This window comes from Streptomyces sp. NPDC044571 (assembly GCF_040647115.1).
Classification (GTDB): Bacteria; Actinomycetota; Actinomycetes; order Streptomycetales; family Streptomycetaceae; genus Streptomyces.
The window spans coordinates 16,856-34,011 of sequence record NZ_JBEZBN010000048.1; the positions used below are offsets into that span (position 1 = coordinate 16,856).

General features: G+C 69.6%; 20 protein-coding genes. 14 read left to right on the top strand and 6 right to left on the bottom strand.

Annotated elements, in window-relative coordinates; all coding sequences use genetic code 11:
* Positions 1-231 precede the first annotated feature (231 nt).
* Complete coding sequence (locus AB0B01_RS23495) at positions 232-2,634, top strand: immune inhibitor A domain-containing protein (protein ID WP_361722463.1); 2,403 nt, start codon at positions 232-234, stop codon at positions 2,632-2,634.
* A gap of 111 nt (positions 2,635-2,745) precedes the next feature.
* Complete coding sequence (locus AB0B01_RS23500; RefSeq protein WP_361722466.1) at positions 2,746-3,048, top strand: hypothetical protein; 303 nt, start codon at positions 2,746-2,748, stop codon at positions 3,046-3,048.
* Between the two features lie 26 nt (positions 3,049-3,074).
* Here AB0B01_RS23500 and AB0B01_RS23505 read toward each other — a convergent pair whose 3' ends face one another.
* Positions 3,075-3,668 (bottom strand): nicotinamidase, encoded by a 594-nt coding sequence (locus tag AB0B01_RS23505; protein ID WP_361722378.1) that lies wholly within the window; start codon positions 3,666-3,668, stop codon positions 3,075-3,077.
* A 73-nt stretch (positions 3,669-3,741) separates the two neighbouring features.
* The gene (locus tag AB0B01_RS23510; protein WP_361722381.1) at positions 3,742-5,070 is read right to left on the bottom strand and encodes a nicotinate phosphoribosyltransferase; all 1,329 of its coding nucleotides are present in this window, start codon (positions 5,068-5,070) and stop codon (positions 3,742-3,744) included.
* Positions 5,071-5,150: 80 nt separating this feature from the next.
* On the opposite strand from AB0B01_RS23510, the gene clpS reads away from it, so the two are divergent.
* The 7 genes from clpS (at position 5,151) to AB0B01_RS23545 (ending at position 9,899) form a co-directional block, all read left to right on the top strand.
* On the top strand, positions 5,151-5,465 hold the full coding sequence (gene clpS / locus AB0B01_RS23515) for an ATP-dependent Clp protease adapter ClpS (RefSeq protein WP_361722384.1): 315 nt from the start codon (positions 5,151-5,153) through the stop codon (positions 5,463-5,465).
* Positions 5,465-6,082 carry a DUF2017 domain-containing protein gene (locus AB0B01_RS23520; RefSeq protein WP_361722387.1) on the top strand — a complete coding sequence of 206 codons (618 nt, stop codon included), beginning with the start codon at positions 5,465-5,467 and terminating at the stop codon, positions 6,080-6,082. Before clpS ends, AB0B01_RS23520 begins: the two co-directional genes overlap by 1 nt.
* A gap of 360 nt (positions 6,083-6,442) precedes the next feature.
* The gene (locus tag AB0B01_RS23525; RefSeq protein WP_361722390.1) at positions 6,443-7,882 is read left to right on the top strand and encodes an amino acid permease; all 1,440 of its coding nucleotides are present in this window, start codon (positions 6,443-6,445) and stop codon (positions 7,880-7,882) included.
* A 102-nt stretch (positions 7,883-7,984) separates the two neighbouring features.
* Positions 7,985-8,407: a M67 family metallopeptidase gene (locus AB0B01_RS23530; protein WP_361722393.1), complete on the top strand. Its 423-nt coding sequence runs from the start codon at positions 7,985-7,987 to the stop codon at positions 8,405-8,407.
* 77 nt (positions 8,408-8,484) lie between these two features.
* On the top strand, positions 8,485-8,592 hold the full coding sequence (locus tag AB0B01_RS23535; RefSeq protein WP_324603773.1) for a putative leader peptide: 108 nt from the start codon (positions 8,485-8,487) through the stop codon (positions 8,590-8,592).
* Between the two features lie 78 nt (positions 8,593-8,670).
* Positions 8,671-8,949: a MoaD/ThiS family protein gene (locus AB0B01_RS23540; RefSeq protein ID WP_356846850.1), complete on the top strand. Its 279-nt coding sequence runs from the start codon at positions 8,671-8,673 to the stop codon at positions 8,947-8,949.
* Entirely contained in the window at positions 8,949-9,899 is a 951-nt protein-coding gene (locus AB0B01_RS23545) for a cysteine synthase (RefSeq protein ID WP_361722397.1), read from the top strand. The genes AB0B01_RS23540 and AB0B01_RS23545 overlap by 1 nt, the downstream gene beginning before the upstream one ends.
* Positions 9,900-10,013: 114 nt before the next feature.
* On the opposite strand, the gene AB0B01_RS23550 is transcribed toward AB0B01_RS23545, so the two are convergent.
* Both AB0B01_RS23550 and AB0B01_RS23555 read right to left on the bottom strand, forming a co-directional pair.
* Positions 10,014-10,370 carry a DUF488 family protein gene (locus tag AB0B01_RS23550; protein ID WP_361722400.1) on the bottom strand — a complete coding sequence of 119 codons (357 nt, stop codon included), beginning with the start codon at positions 10,368-10,370 and terminating at the stop codon, positions 10,014-10,016.
* Positions 10,370-10,789, bottom strand: a complete 420-nt coding sequence (locus AB0B01_RS23555; protein WP_361722403.1) for a hypothetical protein — start codon at positions 10,787-10,789, stop codon at positions 10,370-10,372. Before AB0B01_RS23555 ends, AB0B01_RS23550 begins: the two co-directional genes overlap by 1 nt.
* 205 nt (positions 10,790-10,994) lie before the next feature.
* Here AB0B01_RS23555 and AB0B01_RS23560 point away from each other — a divergent pair, with 205 nt between their 5' ends.
* Positions 10,995-11,747: an MBL fold metallo-hydrolase gene (locus AB0B01_RS23560; protein ID WP_361722406.1), complete on the top strand. Its 753-nt coding sequence runs from the start codon at positions 10,995-10,997 to the stop codon at positions 11,745-11,747.
* 122 nt (positions 11,748-11,869) lie between these two features.
* Here AB0B01_RS23560 and AB0B01_RS23565 read toward each other — a convergent pair whose 3' ends face one another.
* On the bottom strand, positions 11,870-13,129 hold the full coding sequence (locus AB0B01_RS23565) for a PTS transporter subunit EIIC (protein WP_361722408.1): 1,260 nt from the start codon (positions 13,127-13,129) through the stop codon (positions 11,870-11,872).
* Between the two features lie 269 nt (positions 13,130-13,398).
* A complete protein-coding gene (locus AB0B01_RS23570) occupies positions 13,399-14,703 on the bottom strand; it encodes a PTS transporter subunit EIIC (RefSeq protein WP_361722411.1) in 1,305 nt (434 codons plus the stop codon).
* Between the two features lie 138 nt (positions 14,704-14,841).
* Here AB0B01_RS23570 and AB0B01_RS23575 point away from each other — a divergent pair, with 138 nt between their 5' ends.
* From AB0B01_RS23575 to rdgB, 4 genes are all read left to right on the top strand, one after another.
* Positions 14,842-15,141: a PTS glucose/sucrose transporter subunit IIB gene (locus AB0B01_RS23575; RefSeq protein ID WP_356846842.1), complete on the top strand. Its 300-nt coding sequence runs from the start codon at positions 14,842-14,844 to the stop codon at positions 15,139-15,141.
* Between the two features lie 118 nt (positions 15,142-15,259).
* A complete protein-coding gene (gene rph / locus AB0B01_RS23580; protein ID WP_361722415.1) occupies positions 15,260-15,985 on the top strand; it encodes a ribonuclease PH in 726 nt (241 codons plus the stop codon).
* A gap of 98 nt (positions 15,986-16,083) precedes the next feature.
* The gene (locus AB0B01_RS23585) at positions 16,084-16,464 is read left to right on the top strand and encodes a hypothetical protein (RefSeq protein WP_361722418.1); all 381 of its coding nucleotides are present in this window, start codon (positions 16,084-16,086) and stop codon (positions 16,462-16,464) included.
* A gap of 38 nt (positions 16,465-16,502) precedes the next feature.
* Positions 16,503-17,114, top strand: coding sequence for an RdgB/HAM1 family non-canonical purine NTP pyrophosphatase (rdgB, locus tag AB0B01_RS23590; RefSeq protein WP_361722421.1), 612 nt, complete (start codon positions 16,503-16,505; stop codon positions 17,112-17,114).
* The last annotated feature ends 42 nt before the right edge of the window (positions 17,115-17,156 follow it).

Here is a 17,156-nt window from a genome sequence, read left to right on the forward strand (position 1 = left end):
ACGAGGGGCGGGAAGTTCCCTTCGTCCCATATGGCAGGAGAACGTCCGGATAGCGGAACCACCTGACCGCATAGTGCAGTTGTAAGGAACAAGTCAAGGTCTGTCTTTTCTCTCGACTCTCCGGTCAAATGTCGTCACTTGAGACGCGCGCCGCGCGGAACCCCCCACTCCTACGGAGATGTTCCGACCTGTGTCGCGGCCGCGGGAGGGGAACGACATCAAGTGACCAGCATTTCCAGTCGCCGACGAGCGCTGCGTGCCGCAGCCATCGGCGTGACCCTGGCCGCCACCGCGGCCTCCGGCGCCTTCTTCACCGCGGCCCAGGCCGACACCAGCTGGGGCGGCGCGCCGGCCGCGGACCGCCAGGACCCGACCGCTCCCGCCAAGGAGCAGGTCCCGCACAACCTCGACGGTCCGTTCAGCAAGCAGCAGGCGCAGGCGCGCGAGGCTGCCCTTGACCAGGTGCTGAAGGGCAAGAAGCAGGTCGAGCAGCGGGGTGCCTCGAAGGTCGTCAAGCTCGACGACAACAAGTACGTCGAGCTGGGCCGCGAGAAGACCGACAAGATCTTCACGATCCTCGTCGACTTCGGCGACCAGGTCGACAACACGACCATGTTCGACCCGGACGGCCCCGACGGCCCGAAGCCGGCGGTGCCGAAGTACGGCGGCGCCCCCGGCCCCGCGCACAACCAGATCGCCCAGCCGGACCGCTCCACGAACAACAGCACCGCTTGGCGCAAGGACTTCAGCCGCGAGTACTTCCAGGACCTGTACTTCGGTACCGGCCAGGGCAAGAACTCGCTGAAGACCTACTACGAGAAGACCTCCTCGGGTCGCTACTCCGTCGACGGCGAGGTCGCCGACTGGGTCAAGGTCCCGTACAACGAGGCCCGTTACGGCTCGAACTACTGCGGTCAGACCAACTGCGCCAACGTCTGGGACACCGTCCGCGACGGCGTCAACGCCTGGGTCGACGCGCAGAAGAAGGCCGGCAAGACCGACGCCCAGATCAAGGCCCAGCTGGCGCAGTACGACCAGTGGGACCGCAACGACTTCGACGGCGACGGCAACTTCAACGAGCCCGACGGCTACATCGACCACTTCCAGATCGTCCACGCGGGCGAGGACGAGTCGGCCGGCGGCGGCGTGCAGGGCCACGACGCGCTGTGGGCGCACCGCTGGTACGCCTACGGCACCAACGCGGGCAAGACCGGCCCGGAGAACAACAAGGCCGGCGGCACGCAGATCGGCGACACCGGCCTCTGGGTCGGTGACTACACGATGCAGCCCGAGAACGGCGGCCTCGGCGTCTTCGCCCACGAGTACGGCCACGACCTCGGTCTGCCGGACCTCTACGACACCTCCGGCGGCGCCGAGAACTCCGTCGGCTTCTGGTCCCTGATGTCGGCCGGCTCCTGGCTCGGCGACGGCAAGGAGTCCATAGGCAACCTCCCGGGCGACATGACCGCCTGGGACAAGCTGCAGCTGGGCTGGCTGAACTACGACACGGCGAAGGCCGCGACGAAGTCCACCCACAAGCTGGGCGTCTCGGAGTACAACACCAAGGACAAGCAGGCGCTGCTCGTCGAGCTGCCCAAGAAGCAGGTCAAGACCGACGTCGTCGCTCCCGCCGAGGGTTCCACCCAGTGGTGGAGCAACATGGGTGACGACCTCAAGAACACCCTGACCCGCTCGGTCGACCTGACCGGCAAGTCCTCCGCCGCCCTCTCCCTCAAGGGCTGGTGGGACATCGAGAAGGACTACGACTACCTCTACACCGAGGTGTCCACCGACGGCGGCGCCACCTGGACCGTCCTGAACGGCACCGCCAACGGCAAGGCCATCCCGGCCGACGCCGCGGGCAACGCCGGTCTGACCGACGTCTCCGGCGGCTGGCAGGACCTGAAGTTCCCGCTCGACGCCTACGCGGGCAAGAAGGTCGACCTCCGCTTCCGCTACCAGACGGACGGCGGCGCGGGCGGCAAGGGCTTCACCGCCGACGCCCTCTCGATCACCGCGGACGGCCAGACCCTGTTCACCGACGGCGCCGAGAACGGCGACAACGGCTGGACCGGCAAGGGCTTCTCGCGCATCGGCGCCGGCTTCACCAAGGAGTACGAGCAGTACTACATCGCGGAGAACCGCCGCTACGTGTCGTACGACTCCACCCTCAAGGTCGGCCCGTACAACTTCGGCTTCGCCAACTCCAAGCCGAACTGGGTCGAGCACTACCCGTACCAGGACGGCCTGCTGATCTGGCTCTGGGACAAGTCCCAGAAGGACAACAACGTCAGCCAGCACCCGGGCGCCGGTCTGATCCTTCCGATCGACGCCAACGCCAAGCCCATGAAGTGGGCCGACGGCACCCTGCTGCGGAACAAGATCCAGCCGTACGACGCGCCGTTCAGCGCGTACTCGACGGATGCGTTCACCCTGCACAAGAACGGCGAGGAGCTCTTCCTCAAGCCGAAGCCCGCGAACCTGGTCTTCGACGACCACAAGGGCAAGTACTACTACGACGAGAACCCGACCGGCTCGGTGAAGGTCACTGACACCAACACCAAGATCAAGATCGCCAAGGAGACCTACGACGGCCTCCAGATGACGGTCGAGGTCGGCCCGGCCGCGAAGTAACTTGTAAAACCGCAGGTCAAAGCATGATCGGCCGTCGCCCTCTAGCGGGCGGCGGCCGATCGCGTTTAGATGCGTGAGCTGAGTTTCTTATTGACGGGGGAGCTGAAGATCATGCCCGGTGGAGGTTTCGTCAGACTGCCAGGCGGCAGCGTGGTGGTCGCGCTCACGCTGCCCAGGCCGTCCGGGGAGAACGGGAACGTCCGCGTGCTCGTCCACGCCGCGAACCGGGCCCGCGCCCTGACCAGGCTGCGGAACCACGGCATGCGGGCGGTGTACCTGCGGGGCAACGCGCAGCCCCCGACCCCGGACGAGGTCACGGCCGTCCTGCACCACCCGGACGGCCTGCTCTGGCGGGGCGCCCCGGACCGGGCCCAGGAGCTCTGGCACCCGATCCGCGCCCTGCTGGGCACCTGAGGGGGCCCTGGCGGCCCGGACGGGCCTCAGCGGGCGGGGCCGCCGACCACGGCCACGCCGGCCGTCCGCAGGTCCTCCACGGCCCGCTCGGTGCTGTCCGGGGCCACGCCCGCCGTCAGGTTCAGCAGCACCCGCGTGGCGAAACCGGCGCGGGCGGCGTCGAGCGCGGTGGCCCGGACGCAGTAGTCCGTGGCGATCCCGACGACGTCGACCTCGCTGACGTGCCGCTCGCGCAGCCACTGCGCCAGCCCGGTGCCGTTCTCGTCGGCGCCCTCGAACCCGCTGTACGCGGCCTCGTACGCCCCCTTGTCGAAGACGGCGGCAACGGCGCCGGAGGCCACGGCGGGCGCGAAGTTCGGGTGGAACCCCACGCCCTCGGTGCCGGCGACGCAGTGGACGGGCCAGGACTCCCGGTAGTCCGGCTCGGCCGGCGGCCTCGCGAAGTGCGGGCCCGGGTCGACGTGGTGGTCGCGGGTGGCCACGACGTGGCGGTACCCGGGGGTGGCCTGCCCGATCAGCTCGGTGATGGCGGCGGCGACATCGGCCCCGCCGGTGACCGCCAGGCTGCCGCCTTCGCAGAAGTCGTTCTGTACGTCGACGACGATCAGTGCGCGGTGCATTTCGGGTGCCCTTCGGCTCGGTGGTGTGCTGCGGCGGGCCCTGCGGGAGGCTCTTCCCCCCGCCCGGGCCGCGCTACGCGTACTCGGTCGGGATCACGGCCTCGCCCCGCGAGAGCTGTGTCGCCGACAGGGGGAGGCCGGCGCGGGCCTCGCGGTGGCGTTCCCGCGCGGCCTCCAGCGGCTCGCGGGCGACGACCTCGCCGGCCTTGACCAGCTCGACCAGCAGCTGCCGGTCCGCCAGGGCGGCGGGGACCGGCCCGGTCCCGACGACCTCGGCCTCCGCCACGCCCTCGGCGTCCACCCGCCGGGCCGCCCACTTGCGGCCGCCGACGGAGGTCTTCCCGCCGCCGGCCTTCTTCGCCACCGGCACCAGCGGCGCCTTCGGGTCGGCGGACTGCGCCCGGGCCACCAGCTTGTAGACCATGGAGCAGGTCGGGTGCCCGCTGCCGGTGACCAGCTGCGTGCCGACGCCGTACGCGTCCACCGGAGCCGCCGCCAGCGAGGCGATGGCGTACTCGTCCAGGTCCGAGGTCACCACGATCCGCGTCCCGGTGGCGCCCAGCTCGTCCAGCTGCTGCCGCACCCGGTGCGCGACCAGCAGCAGGTCCCCGGAGTCGATCCGCACCGCTCCCAGTCCCGGCCCGGCCACCTCCACGGCGGTCCGTACCGCCTCGGCGACGTCGTAGGTGTCCACCAGCAGCGTGGTCCCTCCGCCCAGCGAGGTCACCTGCGCCGTGAAGGCGTCGCGCTCGCTGTCGTGCAGCAGGGTGAAGGCGTGGGCGGAGGTGCCGACCGTCGGGATCCCGTACCGGAAGCCCGCCGCCAGGTCCGAGGTCGAGGCGAATCCGCCGACGTACGCGGCCCGCGAGGCCGCCACGGCCGCCAGCTCGTGCGTGCGCCGCGCCCCCATCTCGATCAGCGGCCGCCCGCCGGCCGCGGAGGCCATGCGGGAGGCGGCGGCGGCGATCGCGGAGTCGTGGTTCAGGATCGACAGGACCACCGTCTCCAGCAGCACGCACTCGGCGAAGCTGCCCTCGACGCGCAGGACGGGGGAGCCGGGGAAGTAGACCTCCCCCTCCGGGTAGCCCCAGATGTCGCCGGAGAAGCGGTAGGAGGCCAGCCAGTCCAGGGTCCGCATGTCGACGACGGCACGCTCGCGCAGGAACTCCAGCACGGCGCCGTCGAAGCGGAAGTTCTCCACCGCGTCCAGGACGCGTCCGGTGCCGCCCACCACCCCGTAGCGCCGGCCCTCGGGCAGCCGCCGGGTGAAGACCTCGAAGACCGAGCGGCGGTCGGCGGTGCCGTTCGCCAGGGCGGCCTGCAGCATCGTGAGCTCGTAATGATCCGTGAAGAGCGCTGTCGACGGCACGTCCACCGGCAGGCCCAGGTCCGCAGGGTTCATGACACGGATGCTAGCGCACATTTCGTCAGAGTGACGAGATGTCGGGGTCGTTTGTGCGACGGGCCCGTCACAGTGGCAGCATGGGACGAGTGAGTGTTGCTCCCATTGAGATCGAACGCACCGAGTCGGCAGAAGAAGCCGCTGCGGTCCCCGAGCCCGACGTCCCCTGGGTGACCCTCGTGCACAACGACCCGGTCAACCTCATGAGCTACGTGACGTACGTGTTCCAGGCGTACTTCGGCTATTCGAAGGACAAGGCGCACAAGCTGATGCTCGACGTCCACCACAAGGGGCGGGCGGTCGTCTCCAGCGGCACCCGCGAGGAAATGGAGCGCGACGTGCAGGCCATGCACGGCTACGGCCTGTGGGCAACCCTCTCCCAGGACCGCATCTGATGGGGCGCTCCGCCGGCATGTTCGAGGCATTGAAGGGCGGCGGCGCCGTCATCACGCTGGACGAGATCGAGATCTCCATCCTGCGCTCCCTGGCCGTGCAGCTGCTGGAGCTCATCGGGCCGGGCGCGCCCGAGCCCGACGCGGATGCGGACCCGCTGGCCGTGCTGTTCGCCGAGGGCAGCGACGGGCCCACCGAGCGGCCGGCCGATCCGGCGCTGGCCCGGCTCTTTCCCGACGCCTACGGCGGCCCCGGCCCCGAGGACCAAGGCGTGGACCCGGCCGAGCTCGCCGCGCGCTCGGCGGAGTTCCGCCGGTTCACCGAGAACGACCTGCGCACCCGCAAGCGGGAGGACGCGCTGGCCGTCGTGCGCAGCCTGGACGGGCTCGCGCCGGGCGAGGACGAGACGGCCGTGCTGGAGCTGACCGGGGAGCTGCCGCTGCGCTGGCTGGGCGCCCTCAACGACCTGCGGCTGACCATCGCGGCCCGCCTGGAGATCACCGAGGACGACGAGAGCGCGATGCTCTTCCGGCTGCCGGACGACGATCCGCGCAAGCCGATGGTGATGGCCTACCTCTGGCTCGGCGGGCTCCAGGAGACGCTCATCGAAACCCTCTGAGAGCCGCCCGAAACCTCAGGAAAAGCTCAGAGGCGACCATCGGTCGCGTACCACCCGCGCTCCGTTCGCTCAGCGGACGCTCAAATCCGGATAACGATCAGATCACCGCCATGCGGTGATCTGATCTGTTTCAGCACCTTTGTCCTGGATTCCTGGTGTCCTGCGTCACATTTCAACCCGTCGATCACCCGTAGGGCCGTGATAAATCTTCACGACCGCCGACGGGGCGCCACCCATGTCCCCCGGCCCGCTTGAACCGGCTGACCGCCGGGTGCAACTCCATCCGTATCCGGGGGGATCGAGGACCCGATCCGCAGCCAGTCAAGGCGCGGGTCGGCGTGGAGAAAGGCGCACCAAGACATGACCTCTGTGCAGGTCGAGCAGCACGACAGGACGCCCGGCGAGGGCGCACCGGCCGAGGGCGGCGAGGGTTACCACCGCGCACTCGGCGCCCGCCAGATCCAGATGATCGCGATCGGCGGAGCCATCGGCACCGGTCTCTTCCTGGGCGCCGGCAAGGCGATCTCCAAGGCCGGACCGAGCCTGATCCTGGCCTACGCCATCGCGGGCCTGGTCATCTTCTTCATCATGCGCGCCCTGGGCGAGCTGCTGATGTACCGCCCGGTCTCGGGCTCCTTCTCGGACTACGCCCGCCAGTTCCTCGGCCCCTTCTGGGGGTACGCCACCGGCTGGACCTACTGGCTCTTCTGGGTGGTCACCGGCATCACCGAGGTCACCGCCGCCGCCAAGTACATGTCGTACTGGACCCACGACAGCTTCCCGCAGTGGGCCTACGCGCTGATCTTCACGGTCATCCTCTACGCCGCCAACCTGATCTCCGTGAAGCTCTTCGGCGAGCTGGAGTTCTGGTTCTCCATGGTCAAGGTCACCGCCATCGTCGGCATGATCCTGATCTGCGTCGGCGTCCTGACCATCGGCTTCTCCGACGCCGCCGGCGGCGCCTCGTTCTCCAACCTGTGGAACGACCGCGGCTTCTTCCCGAACGGCATCGGCGAGACGCTGATGACGCTCCAGATCGTGGTGTTCGCCTTCCTCGCGGTCGAGCTCGTCGGCGTCACCGCCGGCGAGTCCAAGGACCCCGAGAAGACCCTGCCCAAGGCCATCAACACCGTGCCGTGGCGCATCGCCGTCTTCTACGTCGGCGCCCTCATCATGATCATGTCGGTCATCCCGTGGTCGAACTTCAAGGCCGGCGAGAGCCCCTTCGTGCTCGCCTTCGAGAAGATGGGCCTCGGCCTCGGCGCCGCGATCGTCAACTTCGTCGTGCTGACCGCCGCCCTGTCCTCCTGCAACTCCGGCATGTACTCCACCGGCCGCATGCTGCGCGACCTCGCGCTCAACGGCCAGGGCCCGAAGGTCTTCACCAAGCTCACCAAGAGCGGCACCCCGCTCGTCGGCACCACCTTCTCCGCCGGCCTGATGCTGGTGGGCGTCTGGATCAACTACGTCGCGCCGGGCAAGGCCTTCGACTACGTCGTCTCCTTCGCCACCATCTCCGGCATGTGGGCCTGGATCATGATCCTGGTCTGCCAGATCCGCTACCGCGCCCAGGTGAACCGCGGAGAGCTGCCCGCCTCCCCGTTCAAGACCCCCGGGTCGCCGTGGACGAGCTGGCTCTCGCTGGCCTTCATCGCCGTGGTCATCGTGATGATGGGCATCGACGCCGACTCGCGCGTCTCGCTCTACTGCGCCCCCCTGTGGGGCTTGATCCTGGGCGTCTCCTACCTGGTGCTCAAGCGCCGCAACCCGGCCGGAGCCGCCTTCAACAAGGCCTCCTGACCAGGTCTCACGACGCCTGCTCCACAGGGCTCGTGTCCACGATATGGGCCCTTCCGTACCACACCTCGGTACGGGAGGGCCCGTCTGCTTATCCTGTCGCTCATGCTGACCCTCACCAAGGACCTGTACGACCGGATCGTCGAGCACGCCCGCCAGGACCACCCCGACGAGGCGTGCGGCGTCGTGGCCGGCCCGGCGGGCACCGACCGCCCCGAGCGGTTCATCCCGATGCTCAACTCGGCCCGCTCGCCCACGTTCTACGAGTTCGACTCGAAGGATCTGCTGAAGCTCTACCGGGAGCTCGACGACCGCGACGAGGACCCGGTGATCGTCTACCACTCCCACACCGCGACCGAGGCCTACCCCTCGCGCACCGACGTCACCTACGCCAACGAGCCCGGCGCGCACTACGTACTCGTCTCGACGGCCGACACCGACGGCCTCGGCGAGTTCCAGTTCCGCTCGTACCGGATCGTCGAAGGCGTCATCACCGAGGAAGAAGTGCAGGTCGTCGAGGCCTACTGACCACGATGTGAGCGTGAGACGTCCACGATGCGGGATCACACTCCAAACCGGGGGCCGGGAATCGTTAACATGACCGCATGGTTCCCCACGACGTGAGCATCGAGACGCCCGGCAGGCTGCTGCTCGTGGCGCGGCTGCACGTCGACCTGTGCCGCCTCGCCAGCAGTATCTGTCCTGCCGCCTGAGCACCCACAGCCCCTCGCGCGGGGGGCCCTGCGCCGCGCCCCCACACTTTCGTCACGACACGACTGGAGCCTGCTGCCATGGCCATCGAGGTCCGCATCCCCACCATCCTCCGCACCTACACCGACGGCGAGAAGGCCGTGACCGGTGAGGGCGCCACGCTGTCCGAGCTCTTCGCCGACCTGGAGAAGCGCCACAAGGGCATCGAGGAGCGCATCGTGGACGGCGGCAAGCTGCGCCGCTTCGTGAACGTCTACCTCAACGACGAGGACGTCCGCTTCCTCGACGGCATCTCCACCGCGGTCAAGGACGGCGACAGCGTCACCATCCTCCCGGCCGTCGCCGGCGGCTCCGTCTGATGCGCTACGACTCCCCGCTGGCCGCGGTCGGCAACACGCCGCTCGTCCGGCTGCCCAGGCTGTCCCCCTCGGAGGACGTCCGGATCTGGGCCAAGCTGGAGGACCGGAACCCGACCGGCTCGATCAAGGACCGCCCCGCGCTCCACATGGTCGAGCAGGCCGAGAAGGACGGCCGGCTCCACCCCGGTTGCACCATCCTGGAACCCACCTCGGGCAACACCGGCATCTCCCTGGCGATGGCCGCGAAGCTCAAGGGCTACCGGATCGTGTGCGTCATGCCGGAGAACACGAGCCAGGAGCGCCGCGACCTTCTCGCCATGTGGGGAGCCGAGATCATCTCGTCGCCGGCGGCGGGCGGCTCGAACACCGCCGTCCGGGTGGCCAAGGAACTGGCGGCCGAGCATCCCGACTGGGTGATGCTCTACCAGTACGGCAATCCGGACAACGCGGGCGCCCACTACGCCACCACGGGCCCGGAGATCCTGCGGGACCTCCCCTCGATCACCCACTTCGTGGCCGGGCTCGGCACGACGGGCACCCTGATGGGTGTCGGCCGGTACCTGCGCGAGCACGTCGAAGGCGTCAGGATCGTCGCCGCCGAGCCCCGCTACGACGACCTCGTGTACGGCCTGCGCAACCTCGACGAGGGCTTCGTCCCCGAGCTGTACGACGCCTCGGTCCTGACGACCCGCTTCTCGGTCGGCTCCGCCGACGCGGTCACCCGCACCCGCGAACTCCTCCAGCAGGAAGGCATCTTCGCGGGCGTCTCCACCGGAGCTGCCCTGCACGCGGCGATCAGCGTGGGCCGCAAGGCGGTCGCCGCGGGCGAGTCGGCGGACATCGTCTTCGTCGTGGCAGACGGCGGCTGGAAGTACCTCTCGACCGGCGTCTACACGGCGAAGACGACGGAAGAGGCCATCGAAACCCTCCAGGGCCAGCTCTGGGCCTAGGGGTGGCCTGCCGATCGGGCCGGGCTCGCGGCGCGATCGACGAGACACCCCTGGAGCCCCCGGCGCCCGGCCGACGCGAACCGGAGGCCGGGACCGGAGGCCCTCAGGCGGCCGTCACGGGGACAGCAGCTCCGCCAGGATCGCGGCGTGGCTCGACCCGGGATCGCGGACCGCGGTCAGCAGCGTGACCGGGCCCTTCGACGCCAGCTCCCGCAACCGGGACAGTTCGGCCGCTGCCTCCGGCTCCGCGAGCTCCGCCTCGTACCGCCGCCGGAACTCCTCGGCCGAACCGCCCGCATGGAACCACGTGCGCAGCTCCCCCGACGGGGTCAGCACCTTCGGCCAGTCGTCCACCTGTGCCCGCGCCTTCGCCAGGCCCCGCGGCCACAGCCGGTCCACCAGGACCCGTACACCGTCCGCCTCCGGCTCCGCCGGATCGTAGACCCGCCGCACCCGCACCGCGCCCGCCATCAGCCGCCACCTCCGAGTCCCTTGACCTCGTCCCACACCGCGGGATCCAGCGTCCCCAGCCGGCTGCGGAACTCCCACACCCACACCTGCTCCGGACGGTCCGCCTCCAGGAAGCCGGGCCGGCCCTGCGCCCCCACCGTCCCCGGCGGCAGCGGGATCACCCCGGGCCGCCGGTCGTCGTACTTCCCGCTGATCCACGCCACCCGCGCCCGGTGCGCCCGGACCGGCTCCACCGTCAGCACCAGGCACAGCCGCCCGTCCGCCAGGCGCCACAGCTCACCCGGGCGCGGCTGCGGCTCCGTACCGGAGGTGTGCTGCGGCAGGGCACGCCGGGGCAGAGCCGGCAGACGCCCCGCGACCAGCACCACCAGCAGCACGGCGACCACCGCCGCCGCCGCGGGCCACCAGGACGTGTCCATGCTCCGACGTTAGCCTCGCCCGCAGCCCTCGGCACGGCAGTGCACCGGCACGCCCGTGCCCCCTGTCGCTCCCCCGGGTGACAGCACAGGTGATTCCCCCCACAACGGCCTGCCGCGGAGGAGCGACCTGACGTTTCGCGCCTTACGCTCGACCCACGCACGGCCCGCATTCCGTCCACGGACCGTCCCTGGAGGTTCACGCTCCATGAAGCTCACCGTCGTCGGCTGCTCGGGGTCGTTCCCGTCCGCGGAATCGGCCTGTTCGAGCTATCTCGTCGAGGCCGACGGCTTCCGACTGCTCCTCGACATGGGCAACGGAGCCCTCGGCGAGCTGCAGCGCCACATCGGTCTCTACGACCTCGATGCGATCTTCCTGAGCCACCTGCACGCCGACCACTGCATCGACATGTGCGCGTACTTCGTGGCCCGCTACTACCGGCACGAGGGCGGCCGCTGCTCCGCCATCCCGGTCTACGGCCCGGAGGGCACCGAGAGGCGGCTGAGCACCGCCTACGACGACGTCCCCGACGAGCGCTCGATGAGCGAGGTCTTCGACTTCCGCACCCTCAAGCCCGGCACCTTCGAAATCGGCCCGTTCCAGGTCCGCACCGAGCGGGTCAGCCACCCGGTGGAGGCGTACGGCATCCGCGTCGGGCACGGCGGCCGCTCCCTGACGTACTCCGGGGACACCGGCGTCTGCCCCGAACTGGGACTGCTGGCCGAGGAGACGGACCTGTTCCTGTGCGAGGCGTCCTTCACGCACGGCAAGGAGGACATCCCCGACCTCCACCTCAACGGTCGCGAGGCCGGGGAGTTCGCCCGCACCGGCCGGGTCGGCCGGCTGGTCCTCACGCACATCCCGCCGTGGACGGACCCCCGGCAGAACCTGGCCGACGCCCGCGCGGTCTACGACGGCCCGGTCGACCTCGCGTACGCGGGCGCGGTGTACGAGGTCTGAGCCCGCACGGGTCCGGCCCACACGAGCCCGAACGAGCCCGAACGGACGAAGCCCCCGCCCTCCCGGAAGGGAAGGCGGGGGCTTCGCGTCGTACGGGCGCAGGTGCCGTACGGGTTACCGGCCTACTTGGCCTCGGCCTTGAGCAGCTCGGCGAGCTCCTCGTCGGACTCGCGGCCCGGGGTGGGCAGGTTGTACTTGATGATCGCGAAGCGGAAGACCACGTAGTAGACCGCGGCGAAGCACAGGCCGACGACGGCCAGGCCCAGCGGGTTGGTGGCCTTGCCCAGGTTCAGCATGTAGTCGATGGCGCCGGCGGAGAAGCCGAAGCCGTCCTTCATGCCGAGCGCCCAGGTCAGCGCCATCGAGACACCGGTCAGCACCGCGTGGAGCGCGTACAGCACCGGGGCGATGAACATGAACGTGAACTCGATCGGCTCGGTCACACCGGTGACGAAGGAGGTCAGCGCGAGGGAGAACATCATGCCGCCGACGACCTTGCGCCGCTCGGGGCGGGCGCAGTGGACGATCGCGAGGCAGGCCGCCGGGAGGGCGAACATCATGATCGGGAAGAAGCCGGTCATGAACTGGCCGGCGCTCGGGTCGCCGGCCAGGAAGCGGGCGATGTCACCGCTGCTGCCCTTGTACTCGCCGGCCTGGAACCACGGGAAGGAGTTCAGCAGGTGGTGCATGCCGACCGGGATGAGAGCGCGGTTGGCGACGCCGAAGATGCCCGCGCCGACCGCGCCGGAGCCGACCAGCCACTCGCCGACGTTGTGCAGGCCCGTACCGAGTACCGGCCAGATCAGGCCGAAGAGGATGCCGATCAGCAGACCCGCGAAGGCGGACAGGATCGGGACCAGCCGGCGGCCGCCGAAGAAGCCCGCCCACTCGGGCAGCTTGGTCCGGTAGAACTTCTGGTAGATCAGGGCCACCACGATGCCCATGACGACACCGCCGAGGACCTTGGCGTCGACGGGAGCGTCCACGAGGGCGACCTTGTGGTCGACGACCGTCTCGACCTTCGGCAGGTTCGGGTCGGTGAAGGTCGCGAGGACCTTGGCGAAGACCAGGTAGCCGGTGACCGCGGCGAGAGCGGTCGAGCCGTCGGACTTCTTGGCGTAACCGATCGCGATGCCGACGGCGAACAGCAGCGCCATGTTCGCGAGGATCGCACCGCCGCCGGCGGACATGTATCCGGCGATCTTGGTGAGGAAGCCCGGCAGCGACGGGTCGCCGAGCATGTCCTTGTCGCCGAGGCGGACGAGCAGCGCGGCGGCAGGGAGCACCGCTACAGGGAGCATGAGGCTCCGGCCGATGCGCTGCATGACAGCCATCACGCCCGCGCCCTTCTTCTTTTCCGCAGCAGCGGTGGCTGTGGACATGAGCTTCCTCCAGAAGGCAAGGCGCGCGCCCGGGGAACGGGGGATCGGCGGCGTCTCGGAACGGGGGTACGCGAGCGCTCGGACAGAGGTGCCCCGCTCGTGCGTGGTCTACACCAATGGGTGGTGTAGACCAGTTGTAGCATGGTCGGGGATAGATAAGGAACCTTCGATTTCCTGTGGTCTACACCACATCCGGCAGTCCATGGCGAAGGGCCCCCGGATCACCGATCCAAGGGCCTCGACGGCCTCCGGGCGGGCACGACCCGCCGCTACGCCTTGGTGTTGTCCGCCTGCATCGCCGCGATCTCCTCGTCCGACTCCCGCCCCGGCGTCGGGATGTCGAACTTCGTGATCGCGAAGCGGAAGACCGCGTAGTACACCACCGCGAAGCACAGGCCGATCGGAATGATCATCCAGGGCTTCGTCGCCAGCCGCCAGTTGATGACGTAGTCGATGAACCCCGCCGAGAAGCTGAAGCCGTCGTGCACGCCCAGCCCCCAGGTCACCGCCATCGACACACCGGTCAGCACCGCGTGGATCGCGTACAGCGCCGGCGCCACGAAGAGGAACGAGTACTCGATCGGCTCCGTGATGCCGGTGACGAACGACGTCAGGCCCACCGACAGCATCAACCCCCCGACCTCCTTGCGGCGCAACGGCTTCGCACAGTGCGTGATCGCCAGCGCCGCCGCCGGGAGGGCGAACATCATGATCGGGAAGAAGCCGGACAGGAACTGGCCCGCGTCCGGGTCGCCCTGCAGGAACATGTTGATGTCGCCGTGCACCACCGTGCCGTCCGGCTTCGTGTAGCTGCCGAACTGGAACCACACGGGCACGTTCAGGAACTGGTGGAGACCGATCACCAGCAGCGCACGGTTCGCCAGGCCGAAGAGGCCCGAACCCCAGGCACCCAGCCCCACCAGCCAGTCCGAGAAGCTCTCCAACGCGGCACCCACCGGCGGCCAGATGCCCAGGCACACCACGGCGAACGCGATCGCGACGAACGACATGATGATGGGCACCAGCCGGCGCCCGTTGAAGAAGCCCAGCCAGTCGACGAGCTTCACCCGGTGGAAGCGCTGCCAGAACCAGGCCGCGAGCAGACCCATGATGATCCCGCCGAACACCCCGGGGTTCTGGTACGTGTACCCCGCGAAGGTGTCCGTCGGCGTGATGCAACCGCCCCCCACGTCCTTCGTGCCGGGCGGACAGTCGTCGGGGAAGGCGTGCAGCACCCCGCGGTAGACGAGGAACCCCGCCACCGCCGCCAACGCGGTCGAGCCGTCCGCCTTCTTCGCCATGCCGATCGCGACACCGATGCAGAACAAGAGAGGCAGCCCCAGGTCCGCGTCCAGCAGCGCACCGCCGGCTCCCGCCATCACCTTGGCCACGTCCGCCCAGTCCAGGCCGTCCTTGCCGAACACGTCCGGCTGCCCGAGCCGGTTCAGGATGCCCGCCGCCGGAAGGACGGCGATCGGCAGCTGCAGACTCCGCCCCATCTTCTGGAGCCCCTGGAACAGGCCGTTCCACCACCTCGGCTCGGGTGGTGCTGCGGCGGCGCTGCTCACGCTCATCGGCGTCCTCCTGACCGGCCCGTTTTGGCAGCTGCGTCCCGTGCGGCACACTGGTGTAGACCAGTTGTGCAGGCAGCTTGCTGCTGATCGTCATCATTCGGCAGAAGGCGCGCACGTGCTCGTGTAGATGGGCCAACCGTGGGCTACCGTGACAAAGCGGACCGCGCCGGCGGGTCGGTTCTCGGAGAACTCAGGGAGAAACACATGGCCACCAAGGCTGAGAAGATCGTCGCAGGGCTCGGCGGCATCGACAACATCGAAGAGGTCGAGGGCTGCATCACCCGCCTGCGCACCGAGGTCGTCAACCCCGACCTGGTCGACGAGGCCGCCCTGAAGGCCGCCGGCGCCCACGGCGTCGTCAAGATGGGCACCGCCGTCCAGGTCGTCATCGGCACCGACGCCGACCCGATCGCCGCCGACATCGAAGACATGATGTGACCTGAGCACACCGGCTCCACCAGGCCCACGCCCAGACCCCGTCCCGGAAACCCGCACCCGGCCGGGGTCTTCGCGTTCCCCCGTCCGCGCGATCCCGCACACCGACTAGGCTCGGAGCATGTCTCGCATCGACGGCCGCACGCCCGAACAGCTCCGCCCGGTCACCATCGAACGCGGATGGAGCAAGCACGCAGAGGGCTCCGTCCTCATCGCCTTCGGCGACACCAAGGTCTTCTGCACCGCCTCCTTCACCGAAGGCGTCCCGCGCTGGCGCAAGGGCAGCGGCGAAGGCTGGGTCACCTCCGAGTACTCGATGCTCCCCCGCTCCACCAACACCCGCGGCGACCGCGAATCCGTACGCGGCAAGATCGGCGGCCGCACCCACGAGATCTCCCGCCTCATCGGCCGCTCCCTGCGCGCCGTCATCGACTACAAGGCCCTCGGCGAGAACACCATCGTCCTGGACTGCGACGTCCTCCAGGCCGACGGCGGCACCCGCACCGCCGCCATCACCGGCGCCTACGTCGCCCTCGCCGACGCCATCGCCTGGGGCCAGCAGAAGAAGCTCATCAAGGCCGGCCGCAAGCCGCTCACCGGCACCGTCGCCGCCGTCAGCGTCGGCATCGTCGACGGCGTCCCCCTCCTCGACCTCTGCTACGAGGAGGACGTCCGCGCCGAGACCGACATGAACGTGGTCTGCACCGGCGACGGCCGCTTCGTCGAGGTCCAGGGCACCGCCGAGGGGGAGCCCTTCGACCGCAAGGAACTCAACGCCCTCCTCGACCTGGCCGCCGGCGGCTGCGCCGACCTGGAGGCCATCCAGCGCGGAGCGCTCCAGCTGTAGCAACCGCTGCGGGCGCCACGGCGTCTCCGCAGACACGGGCGCACGGCGTCACAGCCGTGCGCCCGTCCACGTACCCGAAACCTTCTGGGGGGACCCGAATGAAGCTCCGCATAGCCGCCGTGGCCGTGGCGGCCGTCCTGACCGTCCCGGCCCTCACCTCCTGCGACGCGATCTCCACGGCGATGGACTGCGCGAACACGGCGGTGGCGATCACGGACGGCGCCAACGACCTCCAGCAGGCGGTCTCGAACGCGGGCAACAGCCCGCAGGACGCCCAGAACGCCCTGAACCAGATCGAGGCGAACCTCAAGAAGATCGGCGACCAGACGGACAACACCGATCTCGGCAAGGCGATCGACTCCATGAACACGGCCGTCAAGAACGTCCGCACCTCGATCGACAGCGGCAACAACACCCCCGACATCACGCCCGTCGCCGACGCGGCGAAGGAACTGTCGAAGGTCTGCACCCCGGGCTGAGCGCCGGGTGCGACGGACAGGCCGGAATAATGGGCCCCATGACCAGCAGCCGCCGCCTGATCCTCGCCACCCGCAACGCGGGCAAAGTCTCCGAGCTCCGCGCCATCCTGTCCGACGCCGGCCTGCCGTACGAGCTGGTCGGCGCGGACGCGTACCCCGAGATCCCGGACGTCAAGGAAACGGGCGTCACCTTCGCCGAGAACGCCCTGCTCAAGGCCCACGCCCTGGCCCGCGCCACCGGCCTGCCGGCCATCGCCGACGACTCCGGCCTGTGCGTGGACGTCCTGAACGGCGCCCCCGGCATCTTCTCGGCCCGCTGGGCCGGCACCCACGGCGACGACAAGGCGAACCTGGACCTCCTGCTGGCCCAGCTCTCCGACATCGACGACGCCCACCGCGGCGCCCACTTCGCGTGCGCGGCGGCCCTGGCCCTCCCGGACGGCACCGAACGCGTGGTCGAGGGCCGCCTCCCCGGCACCCTCCGCCACACCCCGACCGGCACGGGCGGCTTCGGCTACGACCCCATCCTCCAGCCGGAGGGCGACACCCGCACCTGCGCGGAACTGACCCCGGCGGAGAAGAACGCGATCTCCCACCGCGGCAAGGCCTTCCGCGCGCTGGTGCCGTTCATCCGGGCGCTGGTGGACTGATCAAAGGGAAGCGCCTGCTGCCTTCGATCGAAGGCAGCAGGC

Bases quoted from the DNA above. Each gene is read 5' to 3' on its own strand.
- AB0B01_RS23500 (WP_361722466.1), top strand. From the start codon at position 2,746: ATGCCCGGTGGAGGTTTCGTCAGACTGCCAGGCGGCAGCGTGGTGGTC.
- AB0B01_RS23505 (WP_361722378.1), bottom strand. From the start codon at position 3,668: ATGCACCGCGCACTGATCGTCGTCGACGTACAGAACGACTTCTGCGAA.
- AB0B01_RS23510 (WP_361722381.1), bottom strand. From the start codon at position 5,070: ATGAACCCTGCGGACCTGGGCCTGCCGGTGGACGTGCCGTCGACAGCG.
- clpS (WP_361722384.1), top strand. From the start codon at position 5,151: ATGGGACGAGTGAGTGTTGCTCCCATTGAGATCGAACGCACCGAGTCG.
- AB0B01_RS23520 (WP_361722387.1), top strand. From the start codon at position 5,465: ATGGGGCGCTCCGCCGGCATGTTCGAGGCATTGAAGGGCGGCGGCGCC.
- AB0B01_RS23525 (WP_361722390.1), top strand. From the start codon at position 6,443: ATGACCTCTGTGCAGGTCGAGCAGCACGACAGGACGCCCGGCGAGGGC.
- AB0B01_RS23530 (WP_361722393.1), top strand. From the start codon at position 7,985: ATGCTGACCCTCACCAAGGACCTGTACGACCGGATCGTCGAGCACGCC.
- AB0B01_RS23535 (WP_324603773.1), top strand. From the start codon at position 8,485: ATGGTTCCCCACGACGTGAGCATCGAGACGCCCGGCAGGCTGCTGCTC.
- AB0B01_RS23540 (WP_356846850.1), top strand. From the start codon at position 8,671: ATGGCCATCGAGGTCCGCATCCCCACCATCCTCCGCACCTACACCGAC.
- AB0B01_RS23545 (WP_361722397.1), top strand. From the start codon at position 8,949: ATGCGCTACGACTCCCCGCTGGCCGCGGTCGGCAACACGCCGCTCGTC.
- AB0B01_RS23550 (WP_361722400.1), bottom strand. From the start codon at position 10,370: ATGGCGGGCGCGGTGCGGGTGCGGCGGGTCTACGATCCGGCGGAGCCG.
- AB0B01_RS23555 (WP_361722403.1), bottom strand. From the start codon at position 10,789: ATGGACACGTCCTGGTGGCCCGCGGCGGCGGCGGTGGTCGCCGTGCTG.
- AB0B01_RS23560 (WP_361722406.1), top strand. From the start codon at position 10,995: ATGAAGCTCACCGTCGTCGGCTGCTCGGGGTCGTTCCCGTCCGCGGAA.
- AB0B01_RS23565 (WP_361722408.1), bottom strand. From the start codon at position 13,129: ATGTCCACAGCCACCGCTGCTGCGGAAAAGAAGAAGGGCGCGGGCGTG.
- AB0B01_RS23570 (WP_361722411.1), bottom strand. From the start codon at position 14,703: ATGAGCGTGAGCAGCGCCGCCGCAGCACCACCCGAGCCGAGGTGGTGG.
- rph (WP_361722415.1), top strand. From the start codon at position 15,260: ATGTCTCGCATCGACGGCCGCACGCCCGAACAGCTCCGCCCGGTCACC.
- AB0B01_RS23585 (WP_361722418.1), top strand. From the start codon at position 16,084: ATGAAGCTCCGCATAGCCGCCGTGGCCGTGGCGGCCGTCCTGACCGTC.
- rdgB (WP_361722421.1), top strand. From the start codon at position 16,503: ATGACCAGCAGCCGCCGCCTGATCCTCGCCACCCGCAACGCGGGCAAA.